At 48.8% G+C, this 17,956-nt stretch carries 14 protein-coding genes; 8 read left to right on the top strand and 6 right to left on the bottom strand.

Translation table 11 applies throughout. From position 1 onward, the window contains the following. Window positions 1-26: 26 nt before the first annotated feature. Complete coding sequence (gene rplT, locus GCU39_RS18250) at window positions 27-386, top strand: 50S ribosomal protein L20 (protein ID WP_152394825.1); 360 nt, start codon at window positions 27-29, stop codon at window positions 384-386. A gap of 191 nt (window positions 387-577) precedes the next feature. Then, a complete protein-coding gene (locus GCU39_RS18245) occupies window positions 578-931 on the top strand; it encodes a hypothetical protein (protein ID WP_152394824.1) in 354 nt (117 codons plus the stop codon). Here GCU39_RS18245 and GCU39_RS18240 read toward each other — a convergent pair. Further along, on the bottom strand, window positions 928-1,377 hold the full coding sequence (locus tag GCU39_RS18240; RefSeq protein WP_152394823.1) for a GNAT family N-acetyltransferase: 450 nt from the start codon (window positions 1,375-1,377) through the stop codon (window positions 928-930). The two genes, GCU39_RS18245 and GCU39_RS18240, sit on opposite strands and share 4 nt — an antisense overlap. A gap of 509 nt (window positions 1,378-1,886) precedes the next feature. Here GCU39_RS18240 and ilvB point away from each other — a divergent pair. The 4 genes from ilvB to GCU39_RS18220 all read left to right on the top strand — a co-directional run bounded on the left by ilvB (window position 1,887) and on the right by GCU39_RS18220 (window position 7,070). Next, window positions 1,887-3,629: a biosynthetic-type acetolactate synthase large subunit gene (ilvB, locus tag GCU39_RS18235; protein WP_152394822.1), complete on the top strand. Its 1,743-nt coding sequence runs from the start codon at window positions 1,887-1,889 to the stop codon at window positions 3,627-3,629. Beyond that, window positions 3,629-4,117, top strand: coding sequence for an acetolactate synthase small subunit (gene ilvN / locus GCU39_RS18230; protein WP_152397315.1), 489 nt, complete (start codon window positions 3,629-3,631; stop codon window positions 4,115-4,117). Before ilvB ends, ilvN begins: the two co-directional genes overlap by 1 nt. A 315-nt stretch (window positions 4,118-4,432) precedes the next feature. Then, window positions 4,433-5,425: a ketol-acid reductoisomerase gene (ilvC, locus tag GCU39_RS18225; protein ID WP_152394821.1), complete on the top strand. Its 993-nt coding sequence runs from the start codon at window positions 4,433-4,435 to the stop codon at window positions 5,423-5,425. A gap of 97 nt (window positions 5,426-5,522) precedes the next feature. Beyond that, window positions 5,523-7,070, top strand: coding sequence for a 2-isopropylmalate synthase (locus GCU39_RS18220; protein WP_152394820.1), 1,548 nt, complete (start codon window positions 5,523-5,525; stop codon window positions 7,068-7,070). 53 nt (window positions 7,071-7,123) lie between these two features. Here the strand turns inward: GCU39_RS18220 and GCU39_RS18215 are convergent, their stop codons facing one another. Further along, on the bottom strand, window positions 7,124-7,969 hold the full coding sequence (locus GCU39_RS18215; protein WP_152394819.1) for a polysaccharide deacetylase family protein: 846 nt from the start codon (window positions 7,967-7,969) through the stop codon (window positions 7,124-7,126). A 208-nt stretch (window positions 7,970-8,177) separates the two neighbouring features. Here GCU39_RS18215 and leuB point away from each other — a divergent pair, with 208 nt between their 5' ends. Together leuB and GCU39_RS18205 are read left to right on the top strand one after the other, a co-directional pair. After that, entirely contained in the window at window positions 8,178-9,272 is a 1,095-nt protein-coding gene (leuB, locus tag GCU39_RS18210; protein ID WP_152394818.1) for a 3-isopropylmalate dehydrogenase, read from the top strand. 151 nt (window positions 9,273-9,423) lie between these two features. Beyond that, the gene (locus tag GCU39_RS18205; RefSeq protein ID WP_152394817.1) at window positions 9,424-9,963 is read left to right on the top strand and encodes a peroxiredoxin; all 540 of its coding nucleotides are present in this window, start codon (window positions 9,424-9,426) and stop codon (window positions 9,961-9,963) included. 183 nt (window positions 9,964-10,146) lie between these two features. Here the strand turns inward: GCU39_RS18205 and GCU39_RS18200 are convergent, their stop codons facing one another. The 4 genes from GCU39_RS18200 to GCU39_RS18185 are packed head-to-tail and all read right to left on the bottom strand — an operon-like array spanning window position 10,147 to window position 17,942. Next, complete coding sequence (locus GCU39_RS18200; protein WP_152394816.1) at window positions 10,147-12,111, bottom strand: glycoside hydrolase family 15 protein; 1,965 nt, start codon at window positions 12,109-12,111, stop codon at window positions 10,147-10,149. Window positions 12,112-12,115: 4 nt separating this feature from the next. Beyond that, window positions 12,116-14,548 carry a sugar phosphate nucleotidyltransferase gene (locus GCU39_RS18195; RefSeq protein WP_152394815.1) on the bottom strand — a complete coding sequence of 811 codons (2,433 nt, stop codon included), beginning with the start codon at window positions 14,546-14,548 and terminating at the stop codon, window positions 12,116-12,118. Continuing rightward, window positions 14,545-17,415: a 1,4-alpha-glucan branching protein domain-containing protein gene (locus tag GCU39_RS18190; protein ID WP_152394814.1), complete on the bottom strand. Its 2,871-nt coding sequence runs from the start codon at window positions 17,413-17,415 to the stop codon at window positions 14,545-14,547. The genes GCU39_RS18195 and GCU39_RS18190 overlap by 4 nt, the downstream gene beginning before the upstream one ends. Further along, window positions 17,412-17,942 (bottom strand): DUF4912 domain-containing protein, encoded by a 531-nt coding sequence (locus GCU39_RS18185; RefSeq protein ID WP_152394813.1) that lies wholly within the window; start codon window positions 17,940-17,942, stop codon window positions 17,412-17,414. Before GCU39_RS18185 ends, GCU39_RS18190 begins: the two co-directional genes overlap by 4 nt. Window positions 17,943-17,956 lie beyond the last annotated feature (14 nt).

Raw genomic sequence — 17,956 nt, 5'->3', positions numbered from 1 at the left:
AATAATCAATTGGGAGGTACTTCGAAATGGCAAGAGTAAAAGGCGGATTCGTTACACGTCGTCGTCACAAAAAATATTTGAAGCTTGCTAAAGGTTACTTTGGCTCGAAGCATAGAATTTTCAAAACAGCAAAAGAACAGGTTAATAAATCCCTGATCTACGCATACCGCGATCGTCGCAACACAAAACGTAACTTCCGCAAATTGTGGATCGTGCGTATTAACGCTGCAGCACGCCTTAACGGCTTATCCTACAGCAAATTGATGCACGGCCTTAAATTGGCTGGTGTAGACATCAACCGCAAAATGCTTGCTGACCTTGCAGTGAACGATCTAAATGCGTTCAACTCTTTGGCAGGCGTAGCAAAAGAAAAAATCAACGCTTAATTTAATTTAAATTAAGTGTTGTTAAGAGAGTCGTCACATTCGTGACGACTCTTTTTTGTTCTTCTCTTTGAACAGTGGTTAATAAATGGTAGGGGTTCTCCTGTTGTGCGAATGCTGGTGGACAGGGGTACAATCTTTTTCTGACTCATAGAATAGACTATAGAGAATACCAGAAAAAGGAGGGATTTCTCATGGCAATTACGAAGGCTCAAGCACAGAAACTGATCGGTAAGCAGATCTTGGCCGTACGGAAAGACGGGAGTCGTGTTACGGGTAAACTGGTTCGAATTTCTGGGAATCGCCTTGTTATAGAACGCCGTTCTGGTAAAAAAGTCCATACGAAAGCAATCATTCCCCTTGTACTATTCGATCTCTTGGCGATTGGGGCAGCGTCCAGTCCGTACTACGGAGGATATGGTTATGGCGGCTATGGCGGCTATGGTGGCTATGGTGGTGGATATAACGGTTATCCATACGGAGGTTACGGTTACGGCGGTTATAACCCATATGGGAATTATTACCGAGGAAATGGGCAGAATTCTTAGAGATCGAGCCGCTTGAGCAGCTCGTAGTAATGCGTTTCCTGCCAATGCTTTGTCATGTAATAACCTGAGTGCATATAGAAGAGCAGTGCGTCTTGATTCACGTCATCGACGAGCAGCTTGGCATGTTCGCATCCTAATCGTCGTGCATAGTTTTCAGCTGTGAGCAGCAACCTAGCTCCATATCCTTTGCGTTTGTGGCTGGACTTCACAGCAAGCATATCGATGTACATCCATCTGCCGTTCAACATGACATGGATGAATCCAAGCGGCTCACTGCTCGGAAGCGCGGATAGAATAAAGGTTCTTCCACGCTTTAACCTTGTTAGAACATCTTGATTTAGTTCCTCATGAGTCATGATATAGGGGGATATCGGCAGCAATTCGGATTCGACGAGCGCAACGATTTTGACATCATCGGTGTAAGGCTGGCGCATACGGATAAGCATGGTTTTACACCCCGTTCGAAGGGAATTTTGATGATCCGGGCATTTATGTATTGTATGTACGGGAGAAAAGATGGGGAATTTTTTTTATGACATAGCTATTGACTTCTGCAACAAGCTAGGAATATAATACATCTAACAATTTGAAACATATTGGTAATAGCGATGAAGAGGACGAAGTTTTAAGGGCCCTTTTGCTCAGAGAGCGTGTGGAATTTGCTGCAACCACCGCCGAAATCCCTTATATACGAGCTCACCTCGGAGCTGTTCTCCTGAACGAACCCACTTGGGAACTATTAGGGAGAGTCGTAAGGTACACGTTACGTATCAGAGTACAGGCAAATGATTGGATCGGATGCATTGTACTTATGAAGGTTACACATTGCGAGATGTGTAGCAAATTTGGGTGGTACCACGGAAGATCAACCTTTCGTCCCTCATCACGTGTGATACGTGTGAGGACGGAAGGTTTTTTTGATTTTATTAACATTTTCAAAAAAGGAGGAACACTTATGAACGCTCAAAGTGCAATGATGGGGTCAAAAGAACAACTACGCGAAAAATGGATGAAGCCGGAAGTGATTACGGGTTCGGAAATTCTGCTTCGCAGTCTACTGCTAGAAGGTGTCGAATGCGTCTTCGGCTATCCGGGTGGCGCAGTGCTCTACATCTACGATGCAATGCATGGATTTGATGATTTCAAACACGTTCTTACACGTCACGAACAAGGCGCGATTCACGCGGCAGACGGTTATGCGAGAGCAAGCGGCAAAGTCGGCGTATGTATCGCAACGTCAGGACCGGGGGCAACGAACCTCGTTACTGGAATCGCGACAGCTTATATGGATTCGGTGCCACTCGTCGTCATCACAGGGAACGTCGCAACGAACTTCATCGGTACGGACGCATTCCAAGAAGCGGACATTACGGGAATTACGATGCCGATCACGAAGCATAGTTATCTTGTCCGCGATGTAGAGGATTTGCCGCGCATCATTCACGAAGCGTTCCATATAGCCTCTACGGGTCGTAAAGGTCCGGTCCTGATCGACATTCCGAAAGATGTATCGGCGAACAAAACGATGTTCAAGCCTGTGACGGAAGTGAACATTCGCGGATATAACCCAACGGTGAATCCGAATCGCTTACAGACAGACAAATTGCTTAAGGCCATTGAAACGGCGCAAAGGCCACTAATTCTAGCGGGTGGCGGTGTTGTCTACTCCGGAGGTCATGACGAATTGTATCGGTTCGTTACGACAACGGGAATTCCGATTACGACAACCCTGCTCGGACTTGGCGGATTCCCAAGCGGTCATGATCTCTGGACAGGAATGCCGGGGATGCACGGGACATTCGCATCGAACAAGGCGCTTCAGAATACAGATTTGCTTATCAATATCGGCGCTCGATTCGATGATCGGGTAACGATGAAGCTTCAAGGCTTCGCACCGCACGCGAAGGTTGTTCATATCGATATTGATCCGGCGGAGATCGGCAAGAATGTACCGACGGACATTCCAATCGTGGGCGATGTGAAATCGGTCCTTGAAATCTTGAACAAAGATGCGAAATACGCACATGTTGATGCTTGGAGAGCTCAAGTGATGCAGTGGAAGGAAGAGCAGCCGCTGCAGTATGAAGACTCCGATACGGAATTGAAGCCGCAATGGGTAATCGAGATGCTCCATCGCACAACAGAAGGTCAAGCGATCGTTACGACGGACGTTGGGCAGCATCAAATGTGGGCGGCGCAGTTCTACAAATTCAATCAACCTCGTTCCTTCGTCACTTCCGGTGGTCTTGGAACGATGGGCTTCGGATTCCCATCCGCGATCGGTGCCCAAATGGCGCATCCAGATCGATTGGTGATCTCGATTAACGGGGACGGCGGCATGCAGATGTGTGCGCAAGAGCTTGCGATCTGCGCGATTAACAACATTCCGGTGAAGGTCGTTATTATTAACAACCAAGTGCTGGGTATGGTTCGCCAGTGGCAAGAGATCATCTACAAAGGCCGCTACAGCCATATCGATCTCGAAGGAAGCCCGGACTTCCCGAAACTTGCGGAAGCCTACGGCGTGAAGGGATTGCGTGCAACGAACAAGGAAGAAGCCGAGGCAGCTTGGCAGGAAGCACTAAATACACCAGGTCCGGTCGTCGTTGAATTTGTGGTCCGTAAGGGTGAGAACGTCTACCCGATGGTTCAAGCAGGAGACACGATCGATCAAATGATATTGGGGGATAGCGAATGATGCCGACTAAACATACCATCGCCGTTCTAGTAAATGATCAACCAGGTGTATTGCAGCGCGTATCCGGATTGTTCGGACGCCGCGGATTTAATATCGAGAGCATCACAGTGGGACAGTCGGAAGAAGCCGGCTTGTCCCGGATGGTTATCGTCACGGAAGGCGACAGCGGAACGCTGGAGCAAATCGAGAAGCAGTTATACAAGTTGATTGATGTGATCAAAGTTATTGATCTTAGCTCGAAGCCAATGGTGGCACGCGAGCTTGCCTTAATCAAGGTGAAGGCCGAACCGAATGTTCGTCCGGAGATTATGGGGGTTGTTGAGACTTTCCGCGCAGCGGTCGTCGATATCGGTACCCACAGCATGATGGTTCAAGTTGTTGGGGACACCGACAAGATCGATGCGATGATTGAGCTCATGAAGCCTTACGGAATCAAGGAATTGAGCCGGACTGGTGTTACCGCCATGATCCGCGGCAACGCTACTTAAGAAAAAATATAAATTAGAAATATGCATGTGTACGTGTACTGAGCGAAGAGGAATACTCGAATTGAAGGAGCGAAGCGTCCGCCTTTGTTAACCAATTCCATCTTTACACCTAATCAATCAAGGAATTGGGGAACAACAGCGGCCAGAAATCGAGTATTTCTCGTAGCGCTTAACAGCAACTTCAATGTCAAATTTATAATTTATACCACTATGATCAAATGCCCGCTAAGCGGGTGTTTGAGAGGATAGGATAAGCCTATCCTTTGAGACACCCGCTTAGCGAGGGTTTACAATTAAAAGGAGGATTTATCTATTATGGCAGTTACAATGTTCTACGAAAATGATGCAGATTTAAGCGTTCTTAAAGGGAAAACAATCGCAATTATCGGTTACGGAAGCCAAGGTCACGCACAAGCACAAAACTTGCGCGACAGCGGATTGAACGTTGTTATCGGTCTTCGCGAAGGTAAATCCGCGGATAAAGCCCGCAATGACGGCTTCGAAGTATTGTCTGTTGCAGACGCTACACTTCGTGCAGATGTGGTTCAAATCTTGATGCCGGATGAGACGCAAGCTAGCGTGTACAAGAACGAAATCGAGCCGAACTTGAAATCCGATGCGGCGCTTCTTTTCTCCCACGGTTTCAACGTTCACTTCGGACAAATCGTTCCTAAGAAAGGCAACGACGTATTGCTCGTAGCGCCTAAATCCCCAGGTCACATGGTTCGTCGTACGTATGTTGAAGGTTTCGGCGTTCCTGGTCTAATCGCAATCGAGCAAGATGCAACTGGTAATGCACAAGCAATTGGTCTTGCTTATGCAAAAGGGATCGGCTGTACTCGTGCAGGGGTTATCGAAACTTCCTTCGCTGAAGAGACGGAAACAGATTTGTTCGGTGAGCAAGCTGTACTTTGCGGTGGCGTAAGCGCACTTGTAAAAGCTGGTTTCGAGACATTGACAGAAGCTGGATACGCTCCAGAAATGGCATACTTCGAGTGCTTGCACGAGTTGAAATTAATCGTTGACTTGATGTATGAAGGTGGACTTGCTTCCATGCGTGATTCCATCAGTAACACAGCAGAGTACGGTGACTATGTAACAGGTCCTCGCATTGTAACGGATGAGACGAAGAAAGCGATGAAAGCTGTATTGTCCGACATCCAACAAGGTAAATTCGCTCGCGACTTCATCCTTGAGAACCAATCGAACCGTGCGTTCTTGACAGCTACACGTCGTAACGAAGCAAATCACCCAATCGAAGTGGTTGGCGGTCAACTTCGTGAATTGATGCATTGGATTAAGAAATAATAAATAAGATATTCATAGCGTTCATGAAAAGCTTCCGGAGGATCTCCTTCGGAAGCTTTTAGCAATAAAGCTTCTTAGTTCAATTCGGAGGTGCAGCATGCGCAAAATTTATATTTTTGATACCACGTTGCGGGATGGTGAGCAATCGCCCGGCGTCAATTTGAATACGAAGGAAAAAGTAGAAATCGCTTACCAACTTGAGAAATTGGGCGTCGACCGGATCGAGGCGGGATTCCCTGCTGCATCGCCTGGGGATTTGGCGGCTGTAAACGCAGTTGCACGCGCGGTGAAGAACGCATCCGTGATCGGCCTTGCTCGCTCGCGTACCCAAGATATCGATGCGGTACGTGAGGCACTGATCGGTGCGCAGGATCCATGCATCCACTTGTTCTTGGCATCTTCTCCCATTCACCGTCAGCATAAGCTGCGGATGACGAAGGAGCAAATGCTCGAAGCAGCGGAAGCCGCGATTAAATATGCGAAGAAGTACTTCAGCAAGATCGAATTCTCACCGGAAGATGCGGGCCGTACGGAGCTGGACTTCCTCTGCCAAGTGACGGAGATGGCGATCAAAGCCGGTGCAACGGTCGTCAATATTCCGGATACGGTAGGGTTCTTGACTCCATATGAATATGGCAACATCTTCAAGACGTTAAAAGAAAACGTGAACGGGATCGAGACGATCCAGCTGAGTGCGCACTGCCACGACGATCTCGGCATGGCAACGGCGAACGCGCTTGCGGCGATCCTGAACGGAGCAGACCAAATCGAAGGCACGATTAACGGCATTGGTGAACGTGCGGGGAATACATCGCTCGAAGAAGTAGCGATGGCCCTCGAGACACGCCAAGAGTTCTTCCAAGCGAAGACGACGCTGAACCTATCCGAGATTGCGAGAACGAGCCGTTTGGTCAGCAAGCTGACAGGGATGGTCGTGCCTGGGAACAAGGCGATCGTCGGTGCGAATGCGTTCGCGCATGAATCCGGTATTCACCAAGATGGCATGCTGAAAGAGAAGACGACGTACGAGATTATGTCGCCAGAAACAATTGGATTGAAAGACAGCAAACTCGTGCTCGGCAAGCACTCGGGTCGCCACGCTTTCCGCGAGAAATTGATTGATCTTGGCTATGATCTCAGCGAAGAGCAAGTGAACGCGGCATTCGCGAAGTTCAAAGACCTCGCGGACAAGAAGAAAGAAGTATCCGACGAAGACATTCGCGCGATGATCGAAGAGAAGCTGATCGATACGCCAGAAGTATTCAAGCTGGATGTGCTGCATGTCTCTTACGGCAATCAATTCGTTCCGTCCGCACGAGTGACGCTGCATACGGCGGAAGAAAAGACGCTAGAAGAAGAAGCGGAGGGCAATGGCTCCGTCGATGCAATCTACAATGCGATTGACCGCGCGACAGGTGAAGAGGTGGAGCTGAGCGACTATTCCATCAAATCGGTATCGCACGGGAAAGATGCGCAAGGGGAAGTGCACGTCATCTTGGCACAGAATGGCATAACGGAACAAGGCCGCGGCGTCAGCACGGATATTCTCGAAGCGAGTGCCAAAGCTTATATCGATGCGTTGAATCGACTTATTGAGAAGCGGAAGACAGCAACGGGCCGCCGCGATAAAATGAGCTTGATCTAAATCAAAAAACATAGAAACCACTTGCGACCGAGGTCACAAGTGGTTTTTTCACATCATCGATAGGCGGGTTTATGCAGTAGCTCCGGAATAGTCACCAGTTCAATGTTCTGCGCGCGAAGCTCGGCTACCATGCTTGGCAGCGCCTCAATCGTCCCCGTTAAATCTTCCCCAACACCGCCTGCACCATGCTGCAACACGATGGCTCCCGAAGAGATGTTGCTCATAATATTTGCTTTGACTTGATCCGCAGATAATCCTTTCCAATCCAAAGAATCAACGTTCCAGTTAATGATCTTCATATGCTTGCTCGCGATCCACTTAATCTGATCTTCGCTGACATTGCCATAAGGAGGACGAATGAAGAGCATGGTTTTGCCCGTAATTTTCTTGATGATATCCTCCGTTCTTAAGACTTCATCCCGAAAGGCACTGTCTACGATTTTGGGCAAGTTAGCATGGCTGTAGGAATGGTTGCCTATGATATGCCCTTCATTGATCATTCGCCGCACGATATCAGGATGGCTCTCCGCGCGGTTCCCGACGACAAAAAAGGTTGCTTTGACATGAAGTTGTTTGAGCGTATCAAGAATAAGTGGAGTGAAATAATCATCAGGCACGTCATCGAAGGTTAGTGCAATTCGTTTAGGTGCGGGCGGGCCGTGGAGTAGGAAGGTGGAGCTATATTTAGCACGAAGCTCAGCTAAGGTAAGCGGCTCTGGCTTGCGAACATGTGATTCTTTGCCTCCAGCGAGGTCAGGCGTTACGGATTCATTCATAGAGAAAGGTCTTAGCGTATGAGGTTTGGAGAAGTTCTTCACTTCGGGCGTTTGAGGCTTAGAGCACCCCAGGACGAGCATGAATAAGAAGGAGAGCAGGAGTGTCGTTCGAATAATTCTCATGGTGTAAATCCTCCATCACCGCATAGTTGATTCATCAAATTCCAGGTTTAGTGTGAGTTTCCTGTTCTGAAATTATGCAGCGTTATAGCTGATTCCTATTAAGATCATAGATTTTATATCTTAGTCAGCGTAATCGGATTACGTTAGAATGATAACATGATGAAAATGAGGAAATTCAGCTTGAAAAAAATAGATGGAGGTTGTTCACATGTCCGAAGTGAAGAAAATTGCGATTATTGCCGGTGACGGAATCGGCCCAGAGGTTGTAGCAGAAGCGGAGAAAGTATTGAAACGTACGGAAGAATTGTTCGGGTACAAATTCGAAACAGAGCATGGTCTATTTGGCGGGATTGCAATTGATGAGAAAGGCACGCCGTTGCCGCAAGAAACACTTGAAATTTGCCAGAAGGCTGATGCTGTATTATTAGGGGCAGTTGGCGGTCCGAAATGGGATAACAATCCGAAAGAGCTTCGTCCTGAGACTGGATTGCTCGGTATTCGCAAGGCGCTTGGCTTATTCTCGAACATTCGTCCTGCGAACGTATTCGATTGCTTGAAGGAAGCTTCGACGTTGAAGCCAGAAGTGCTCGAAGGAACGGACTTGATCGTCGTACGCGAATTGACAGGCGGTATTTACTTCGGTGAGAAGTTCCGCCGTGATACGGAGAATGGACAAGAAGCAGTCGATACATGCGCATACAGCGAAAAAGAAGTGGAGCGCATCGTTCGTCAAGCGTTCGAAATTGCTCAGAAGCGCCGCAAAAAATTGGCTTCGGTCGACAAAGCGAACGTACTTGAGACATCCCGCTTATGGCGTGAAGTGGTAAACCGGGTCGCTCCGGATTATCCAGATGTAGAACTAGAGCACGTGCTCGTTGATAACTGCGCAATGCAACTGCTTCGCCGCCCAGCAAGCTTTGACGTCATCGTAACAGAGAACATGTTCGGGGATATCATCAGTGATGAAGCAGCGATGTTAACAGGTTCGATCGGCATGTTGTCCTCCGCATCATTAGGCGAAGGAAGCTTCGGATTATACGAGCCAGTACATGGTTCCGCGCCAGACATTGCTGGCCAAGGCATCTCGAATCCAATCGCGACTATCCTGTCTGTTGCGTTGATGTTCCGTTTGACATTCGGATACGAAGATGCAGCTCAATCGATCGAGAACGCTGTGAAGCATGTGCTTGATGCAGGACACCGCACAGGTGACATTGCCGTCGATAAGAGCAAAGCGATTGGCACGCAAGCAATGGGCGATTTGATCATTGCAGCGATGGAGAAAGTTAGCGTAGCAGTATAGTGTTCACCAATTTGTCATCTTATTTATAATAATTCTAAATTAGTAACTGCTTTAATCTTGACTTTCAAATAGGCGAATGATAACATCTAACTTGTGAGTTATTTACTTTGAAAGTAACCAAATTTCATAGATTCAGAGGAGGATTTTTATCATGGCAGAACGCTTAGTTGGAAGACCAGCTCCAGAGTTTAACATGGAGACAGCAACAGGAGATGGACAAAAATTCGGAGCAGCATCACTGAATGACTACCGTGGCAAATGGTTAGTATTCTTCTTCTACCCACTTGACTTCACATTCGTGTGCCCAACTGAAATTACAGCACTTAGCGACGCAGCTCCTGAGTTCAAGAAATTGAACACAGAAATTCTAGGTGTAAGTATCGACTCCGTACACAGCCACAAAGCATGGATCAACGCTCCAAAAGAAGCTGGCGGTTTGGGTCAAATCAACTTCCCACTTGCTTCCGACATCACGAAGAACGTTGCTCGTGACTACGGCGTATTGATCGAAGAAGAAGGTATCGCGCTTCGCGGCTTGTTCATCATCGATCCAGATGGCGAATTGAAATACCAAGTGGTTAACCACAACGATGTAGGCCGCAGCGTTGAAGAGACACTTCGTGTACTTCAAGCATTACAATCTGGCGGACTTTGCCCAATCAACTGGAAACCAGGCGACAAAAACCTATAATAAGGTAACTTAAATATCACCTTTTGATCACGATGCCTTTTCATTGAATGCATATTCTGATCAAAAGAATGAAGCCCTTGCGGGTCCGAATATTTCGGACGACGCAAGGGCTTTTTGTTTTCGAGGCCCACGCAAAGTATCTGAATCAACTTCGAAGCCAATTCCTCATCTTGTGGGGTTATTTTATATCTTCGACAACTCCTCGTACCGCTGTGAATACTCGATCACCGTCGATACGAACGTCGCATGCGACCAAGTTAATGGCGCCACAGAGAGGGGGCTCCCGTTGAACGGATCCACTTGTTCTGGCAGCATACCGCTCTCCATGCTGTGCTCCACGACCCATTCCAGTGTCCTTCGAGGGCCTGCTAAATCCGCGAGGCTGCGCGCATTCGCGATATCGAATTTGGCGAACCAGAGAGTGCAGATGATCCACGGATTACCAGGTACCTGCTCCAGATTGCTGCTCTTCTGGAAGTAGTAATCATGGTAGTAACGTGCAATACCACCGACATGTGTCTTCACGGATAGTTGGTTTCGAAGCGCATTCATCGTGCGTTGTACCCGTTCATCGGTCGCAGGGAAGACGCCGAATTCGAATAATGCGAAGATGCTGCTCTCTGGGGTCAAGTCCTGATGCCATCCGCCATCTCGGCGGTATAGTCCGCGCACGTACCGGCCGAGCTCTTCATTCCAGAGATGTCTCCGCATGCCTTCTCGAATGGCTTCCGCTGCTTCCTGATATTTAATCGATCGTTTGTCATCGCCGAACAGCTTGGCGAAGTTGGCAGCTGCAGATAATCCGCCATAGACGGCTGCGGAGGTGAAGGTGAAGATACCGTATCGTTCTTCCCAGAGATCGTAACTCGGCTTCGGCAGCTGCAGTTCTTCTTCGACGAAGGTATATAGGAAATTGGCTGCGCGTCGAATTAACGTCCGATAGAGCGATTGCGGCAGTTCGATATCACCATTGCGCGCATAGTCCTGCCATAACGTGAACAAGACTAGGGCCGTCTCGTCTTCTTGAATCGGTAACTGCTGTTTGCCGTCGTGTATATAAGGGTGCCAGCTGGAGCCGACGGTTCCATCCGGGTTGTACTTGTGGTGCAGATAACCTTCCGGTGCCAATGCTTTCGCACAGAAATGGAAGAAAGGAACGATCATCCCATGGTACCCGGCCATGGACATCGCATGGGCGACGAGTGCGCCGTCACGCGGCCACATATAGCTGTAATGATCGCGGTTAAACTGCATGATATCGGTGTCATTGGCTGCAATGATCGCACCATTCACGTCGGTCTGGGTGCGGACGATGAGCAGACTGTGCTTGAACAGTTTTTCGATCACCGGTCCGAGGTCTGCGTATTGACGATCCGATTTGTTCGCCCAACGCCGCCAATAGATAGTCACCCGGTCTAGCAAATTGCCAGGCCCGCTGTCGCGGACATACGTGTCCAGCTTCTTCACTTCTTCGAGTGAGGGCCCTGCGGAGAACCAATAGTAGCTGAACATGCTGCTGCGTGCAGGTACCATTCCTTTGACGCTGATGACGCTATCAACGGAGCCTTGCGCGATGGGATTTCCCGATAAATTGCCGTCTTCCGCATCGCGGAATGTGCCTTCTGCTTGATGGAACCGTTTGGTTCCGGTGGAGAATTGGTGAATCCCGTCCTGATCGAAACGGGCGTTGAACATGAAGTACCGATCTTTTTTATAATGATAAATGGTATGGTTCGTCGGGTAGTAGACAGCTGTATCGCCAACTTCGGTCTCGTTAATGATCAGGTCTTGATGAAAAAAGATACGGACCTCGCGATCCGTATAGGCATGATTGTGGACTTCGATTCGTTTCAAATAAATCGCGTCGCGCTGGTGAATGCCGTCATTCATAGTTAATGTAATGCCGAGCCGATCATGGATAGCAGTAACCTGGGTGACAAGAGAATCTTCGAGGTAGGAGAGATGAAAATTCCATTCCGGGTCACTAAGCCAGCTGAATTGCCCATCCACATAACATCCGATATGACAGCGATACCCTCCAACATGATTCAGTTGACCGACGTAGGGATAGAACATATCGCGAATGCAGCCGTACTGATCCAGATTTATGAGAAATTTACCGTTTCCTACGACGAGGTGTCTAGGCACGTCATCACTTCCTTAGGGGCGAATTCGATCTAACAAGTTGGTTGCAATAATTCGAGATCATTCGTTCCGCATTCGTCTCAGATGAAGCGTGTGCGATGACGCGGAATAGGGGCTCATCATGATCCGGCAGAATAATGACCCAGCCTTCTTCCGTCATCACTTTAATGCCATCGATGAGCTCTGTTGCTTGATGTTTGGTCGCTTTGAGAATTTGGCGCATCATCGAACCTTTCTCATGCCAAGCGCACGGAATGACTTCTTTGGCGGTGTAGAAGTATGGAATTTGGGATATCAGACCTTCAAGCGTTATGGATTCCGTCATCATCGCTTGGATGATGAGGCTAACCGCGTAGATGTCATCGAGCAAGGGGTGGAAAAGAAAGTCTCGACTGGACTCGAGCAGGGCGCGATTATTTTCCTTCGTACGGACAAGGGACAGTGGAGAGTCTGCGACAAGCGATTCTACGATTTGAGGAGCACTCACCGGGACCCCTAGACGAACGGATTTATTTAATTTGCTGGCGGCTAGAATCTTTAGTGCAAGCAATTGTTCATCCGTAATCCGAGTCCCGTCTCGCAGCACGAGAAGGAGTCCTTGCCCATTGCGTCCTAACTGAATCCCAAAATCTGCATCGGTATGCATGACGGTATCGATGAGTTCTTTGTCATGCGCTTTACTGCTGCCGTTACGATGCAAAATAATACGATGCCCTAGGATTTGACTTGCGAACCGTTCAATGAATGCCCCGTGATCCTGTGGATCGTATTGCAGAACGGCGAACACGGGATGCGGCAGCATAGCGATGGCGGAGAGGGCTTTGACGAGCTTCTGCATATAGTCGGTCTCCGCATAATTGTACTGGCGGTATTCACCAATTTGATTGACCGGTCCCCGAATGAAATCCTCCTGCCAGAAGGCATTTTCTATTTTCCGCTCGAGGCTTTTCGCAAGTGGGAGCCCTTGACTGTCGAGCAGTTCAATGAGCAAATGATCTTGGCCTTGGATATCGATCATACGCATATGAACGGCGCCGTTCAGCTGCATCGTCTGAACGCTGTTTCGGCAGACCGCGGTCGTTCCTGTCCCGAGATCGAGGACATGAATGCCTGCGGCTTGCAGCCCGGCAGCGAAAGCAAACTTCATCATGGAAGCGAAGGGATGCGTTGAGCTGCAGAGACCGACGGTGGTCGTAGGCGACAGAATGGAGCCGAAGGCCGCTGCCAGTTTGCCAGCGAATTCAGGCGTCATCTCCGAATTCGGGATACCATAAACCCCCTTGCCGCGGAAGAGCTGATGCATCGTCTGTTCCCCCCAGATGATGGAGGTATGCACTTTACTGCTTGGCAGAATAACCTTATTCGGCCATAGCTTCACATTGGACTTTAGGGTCACTTCAGGTCCAAGTGTGCATCCTGATCCGATCACAGCATTCTCTTGCAGTTGTGTACGTTGACCGATCAAGTTCCGGTCGCAGACAAGCGCGCTTTGCAATTCGCAATCCGGTCCAATCTGATTATGATCCCATAGAATGGTTCGATCGATATGTGTGCCCTGAAGAATTTGATTGCTTCTGCCGATGATGGAATACTCACCGAGAATGGCTCCGGGAGCAATGTGGGTATTCGCACCGATATAAACGGGGCCTATATAGGTTACGCGATCCGTTAAGGTTGTGTGATTTTCTACGAAGATTCCTGGAGCAATTTCATCGGCGGCAATATGTACTTGCACCTTGCGATCCAGCATATCGAATTGTGTCTCGCGGTATTGCTGCAGATTTCCGATATCGGACCAATAACCTTCGGCAATGTAACCGAATAACGGCGCATGGTTCTCTAGCAGGAGCGGGAAGAGCTGCATACTGAAGTCATAGACCTGCTTGGCAGGAATGAGCTCGAAGATTGTCGGTTCAAGAATATAAATCCCCGTATTGACGGTGTCGCTGAATACTTCACTCCAATTTGGCTTCTCAAGGAATCGAGTAATTCGTCCTTCCTGATCGGTCATGACAACACCATATTCGAGCGGCGTATCGACTTCGGTCAAGACGATGGTGGCGATGGATTCGCGCTCCTGATGGAAGGCGATCGCGTCATCTAAATTGAAATCCGTCAGCGCATCGCCGCTGATGACGATAAAGGTCTCATCCAAGAAGGTGGATGCATTACGCACGCTGCCAGCGGTTCCTAGCGGTTCGGTCTCTTCGAAGTAATGCAAATTCACGCCGAGCGCCGACCCGTCCCCGAAATAATCACGAATCACTTCCGGCAAATATTGCACGGTCACGGCAATATCGGTAATGTTATGCTTCTTCAGCAGCTCGATAATGTATTCCATACAAGGCCGATTCAAGAGAGGTACCATCGGCTTCGGGGTTTGCATGGTTAAAGGACGCAGACGCGTACCTTTACCGCCTGCCATAATCACTGCTTTCATCGCATAATCACTCCTTCATACACTTGTTTGGTAGAGACGGCGATTGATTTCCAATCGTAGCGTTGTTCTACTTTGCGAAGCGCGTTCGCTGCCATGTTCTTCGCGATCTCAGGATGCAGCAGCACTTCTGTTACATGCCAGGCAAGGGATTCGAGATGGCCGGGCAGGGCTTTGTACCCATCTACGCCATGCTCAATAATCTCTGCTAGCCCACCCGTATCGGAGACGACAACGGGGGTACCGCTCTGCATCGCTTCAAGGGCAACAATACCAAAAGGTTCATAGAGACTTGGGAAGACGCAGACATCTGCAAGCTGTAACAGGTCGTTACGCGTATCATCGTGAATGAAGCCTGTGAAAGTAACATGGGAAGTAAGTCCAAGTCGCGCGGCGAGTGCTTCGAGTTCTGCTCTCATGGGCCCTGTTCCTGCGATAATCAGCTTGGTATTTGGAACGGATGAGTGGATAAGGGGGAGTGCTTCAATTAAGACTTGGATGCCTTTCTCATAGACTAATCGTCCGATATAGAACAAGATTTTGTTATGTGGCGCAGCATATTGTAAGCGAAGACTGGTGTAATCCCGCTCGACTGAATGAGGGACTAAAGATGCGATTTCGACGCCATTCGGAATCATAGATACTTTGGATGCAGGAAGTGTGAATAGGGACTGTACTTCTTGGACCATCGCGTTGCTGCATACGATCACTTGATCCGCAATAGCTGTAAGGTCGGTCTCCATCTGATGAATACGACGTTGTACATCGTGTTCAATGATGCCGTGATTCCGGCCATGTTCCGTGGCGTGAATCGTTGCGATAAGCGGCGTTCGGGCATATTCCTTCAAATCTTTGGCCGTGTAGTGGACAAGCCAGTCATGCGCGTGGATAAAATCAAAATGATGACCGCTCTCCATCAGTAGAACCGCATAATCGGTCATAGCCAAATTTAATTGAAAGACCCAATCCATGAAATCGACCGGAGTCGTGGTCTGCAGAACATGGACGCGATGGACGTGGATGTCTTTCATGCGCTCATACGAAGGAGTACCCTGTACGGACCTTGTAATAACATGGACTTCGATGCGTTGATCGACAAGATAGCGAGATAAATCGAATACCGCCTTGGCAAGCCCGCCAATCACGAGCGGCGGAAATTCCCAGGCGAGCATGAGCACTTTACGATGACGCCAAGGGGTTCCGGCGTCCGCTTTATAGGCATCCGGCAGCAACATGGGCGGAGGACTCGATAAGGCTGACGTATAGAGTTCATAGTGCACAGACGTCAGACAGGCTGCGTGGTGCTCCATACGTTCAAGAGATTCCACATCGTAGAATCGATGCTCCATCATATCGATGAGCTCATGGAATTGCTTCAGATGATGTTCCGTGCGTGCAGCGGCATAAGTAGGGACGGTCTTCGCATCCATAATGAAAGCCCAATCACTGCTCTGTGCGAGCATCAACTCGCGAATGGATTGATTCAATACCCGTTCTGCGACGGCGGTATGCCCCCACAGATTCGTGCTATGATGCTGCAGCGTATGTAATAACCGATCTTCTGCTTGATGCAGTAATCGATAAATCCAATCATTCTCTTGCCCGAGCCATACCTCGGCATAGCCATTTCTCCCCCAGCTGCAGAACGGAATATCCACTTCCTCGGATACCGGATATTCGCGCAGATAGTCTTCTGGCGTGATAAAAGCGATGGTCCCTTGTTGGCTTCGAGGATTACGGAATAGGGCTTCAATCCATAACGGCCCTTCATACCACCAGTGACCGAATAATTCGGCATCATACGGACTGACAATCAGCGGCTTGCGATCACAATGCGCTTGGTAATTCTGAATTTGTTGTTCTCGGCAGTAGAGGAAATGATCTGCATGCTTCGCTGCTTTGTGCTGCGCCCATTCCGGGTGATAAGGCATTTTGTCTTGTTCATTCTCGCTGATGCGATAGTATTTCATGCCGGTGTGAATCCGAGCGCCATTAGAGAGAAGATACGGTTTGATATACGCCCATTCCTCGGCATCCCCCCAGCCAAGATCATATCCAATATCGCGATAATACTCCCGATAGTCTGGATCGCCTGGGTAGCCTTCGTGACTGCTCCAGACTTGCCGTGATGATTCAGGATCTCTTGCGAATGCGTGAATTCCGTGCATTGTCATCACAGGCGCTGCCAGCGCACGGGACGGTTTCGGTGAAGCATGTTCAAGACCATGCGAATCAACAACAAAATATTGCAGTCCCGCGGCCTGCAAGAGTGGCGAACATTCAGCAGTATAGGCGCATTCCGGCAGCCAGATCCCCCGAGGTCTCCGTCCGAAATGGCGTTCATATTCAAGGACGCCGACCATTAATTGTGCCTTGATGGATACTTCATGTTTCAGGAAAGGCAGGAATGCGTGAGTTGCCGAACAAGTCATAATATCAATGCAGCCTTCATCTTGGTAATAACGGAATTTCGGAATAACGCGATGGCCGCATGCTTGGTAATATTCGAGCAGCTCGGTCCATCTTTGGGTGTACATGGCCGCAAGTTCGGCAAATTCGGGTTGATTCTGATTCCGTTCTTGTTCTCGTTCAGAGAGCTGAATGAGCTTATTCAGATAGGCAGTATAACGCTCACTCATCAGCGAATCATCCATCATCGCAAGAAGAGGCGGTGACAGAGAGAGCGTAAGCCGAAATGGAACGCGATCGCGATGTAATCGATCGAACATGAGCAGCATTGGCAAATACGTCTCTGTCATGGCTTCGAAAAACCAACGTTCCTCCATAACATCATCTCGGTCTGCGTGACGCACATAAGGTAAATGTGCATGAAGAATAAGAGAGAGATAACCTTGGGCATTCAAATTCATGTATGAACTCCTTCTTTGGTATGATAGACGGAATAGGTAGAGAATTCACGGTACGGGGAAGTGTGCTCCAAGGTCGTACCTTGGTTCAGCCAGATGTCTTGCGCATGACCATGTTCGAACTGAGGGTGTCCTGGGTCGATTGTCGCTGCCCGATTTCTTGGCGTTCTCACGATATTTCCACGGAGCAGCGGAACGAACTGATGATAGACATTATAGGTTCCAAAGTCCGCAGTATACGATCTAGCAGGTGTGAGCTGGTGAAAATACCAGGATTTCGCATCGCCTACCGAATGATCCGTATATTTTGTGACATCGTGCGAAATACTAGAGAGGGTGCCATTATTTTCATAGAGTCGCATAATTTTGGGCATAGAGGCCCAAGCGGTGTTATAATGGCGAGTAACAGCTGTGATGGTACGCTCAGAAATTTCCCAGTATGCATAAAGGGTGGTCGGGCTAACAACCATAAGCTGCAGCACGTTGTGATGATATGCAGGGAGTAGATGAGCATGTTCCGATGCGAACATAGCGACCTCCTTTT

The sequence above is a fragment of the Paenibacillus guangzhouensis genome (assembly GCF_009363075.1).
GTDB lineage: Bacteria > Bacillota > Bacilli > Paenibacillales > Paenibacillaceae > Paenibacillus_K > Paenibacillus_K guangzhouensis.
The sequence above is the reverse complement of the archived record's forward strand: the minus strand, read 5'-3'. Positions and strand labels throughout refer to the sequence as shown.

What these genes read in the sequence shown, in the direction of transcription:
- GCU39_RS18220 (WP_152394820.1), top strand. Translation starts at nt 5,523, where the DNA reads ATGCGCAAAATTTATATTTTTGATACCACGTTGCGGGATGGTGAGCAA.
- leuB (WP_152394818.1), top strand. Translation starts at nt 8,178, where the DNA reads ATGTCCGAAGTGAAGAAAATTGCGATTATTGCCGGTGACGGAATCGGC.
- ilvB (WP_152394822.1), top strand. Translation starts at nt 1,887, where the DNA reads ATGAACGCTCAAAGTGCAATGATGGGGTCAAAAGAACAACTACGCGAA.
- ilvC (WP_152394821.1), top strand. Translation starts at nt 4,433, where the DNA reads ATGGCAGTTACAATGTTCTACGAAAATGATGCAGATTTAAGCGTTCTT.
- GCU39_RS18190 (WP_152394814.1), bottom strand. Translation starts at nt 17,415, where the DNA reads ATGAATTTGAATGCCCAAGGTTATCTCTCTCTTATTCTTCATGCACAT.
- GCU39_RS18215 (WP_152394819.1), bottom strand. Translation starts at nt 7,969, where the DNA reads ATGAGAATTATTCGAACGACACTCCTGCTCTCCTTCTTATTCATGCTC.
- GCU39_RS18205 (WP_152394817.1), top strand. Translation starts at nt 9,424, where the DNA reads ATGGCAGAACGCTTAGTTGGAAGACCAGCTCCAGAGTTTAACATGGAG.
- rplT (WP_152394825.1), top strand. Translation starts at nt 27, where the DNA reads ATGGCAAGAGTAAAAGGCGGATTCGTTACACGTCGTCGTCACAAAAAA.
- GCU39_RS18195 (WP_152394815.1), bottom strand. Translation starts at nt 14,548, where the DNA reads ATGAAAGCAGTGATTATGGCAGGCGGTAAAGGTACGCGTCTGCGTCCT.
- GCU39_RS18185 (WP_152394813.1), bottom strand. Translation starts at nt 17,942, where the DNA reads ATGTTCGCATCGGAACATGCTCATCTACTCCCTGCATATCATCACAAC.
- GCU39_RS18240 (WP_152394823.1), bottom strand. Translation starts at nt 1,377, where the DNA reads ATGCTTATCCGTATGCGCCAGCCTTACACCGATGATGTCAAAATCGTT.
- GCU39_RS18245 (WP_152394824.1), top strand. Translation starts at nt 578, where the DNA reads ATGGCAATTACGAAGGCTCAAGCACAGAAACTGATCGGTAAGCAGATC.
- ilvN (WP_152397315.1), top strand. Translation starts at nt 3,629, where the DNA reads ATGCCGACTAAACATACCATCGCCGTTCTAGTAAATGATCAACCAGGT.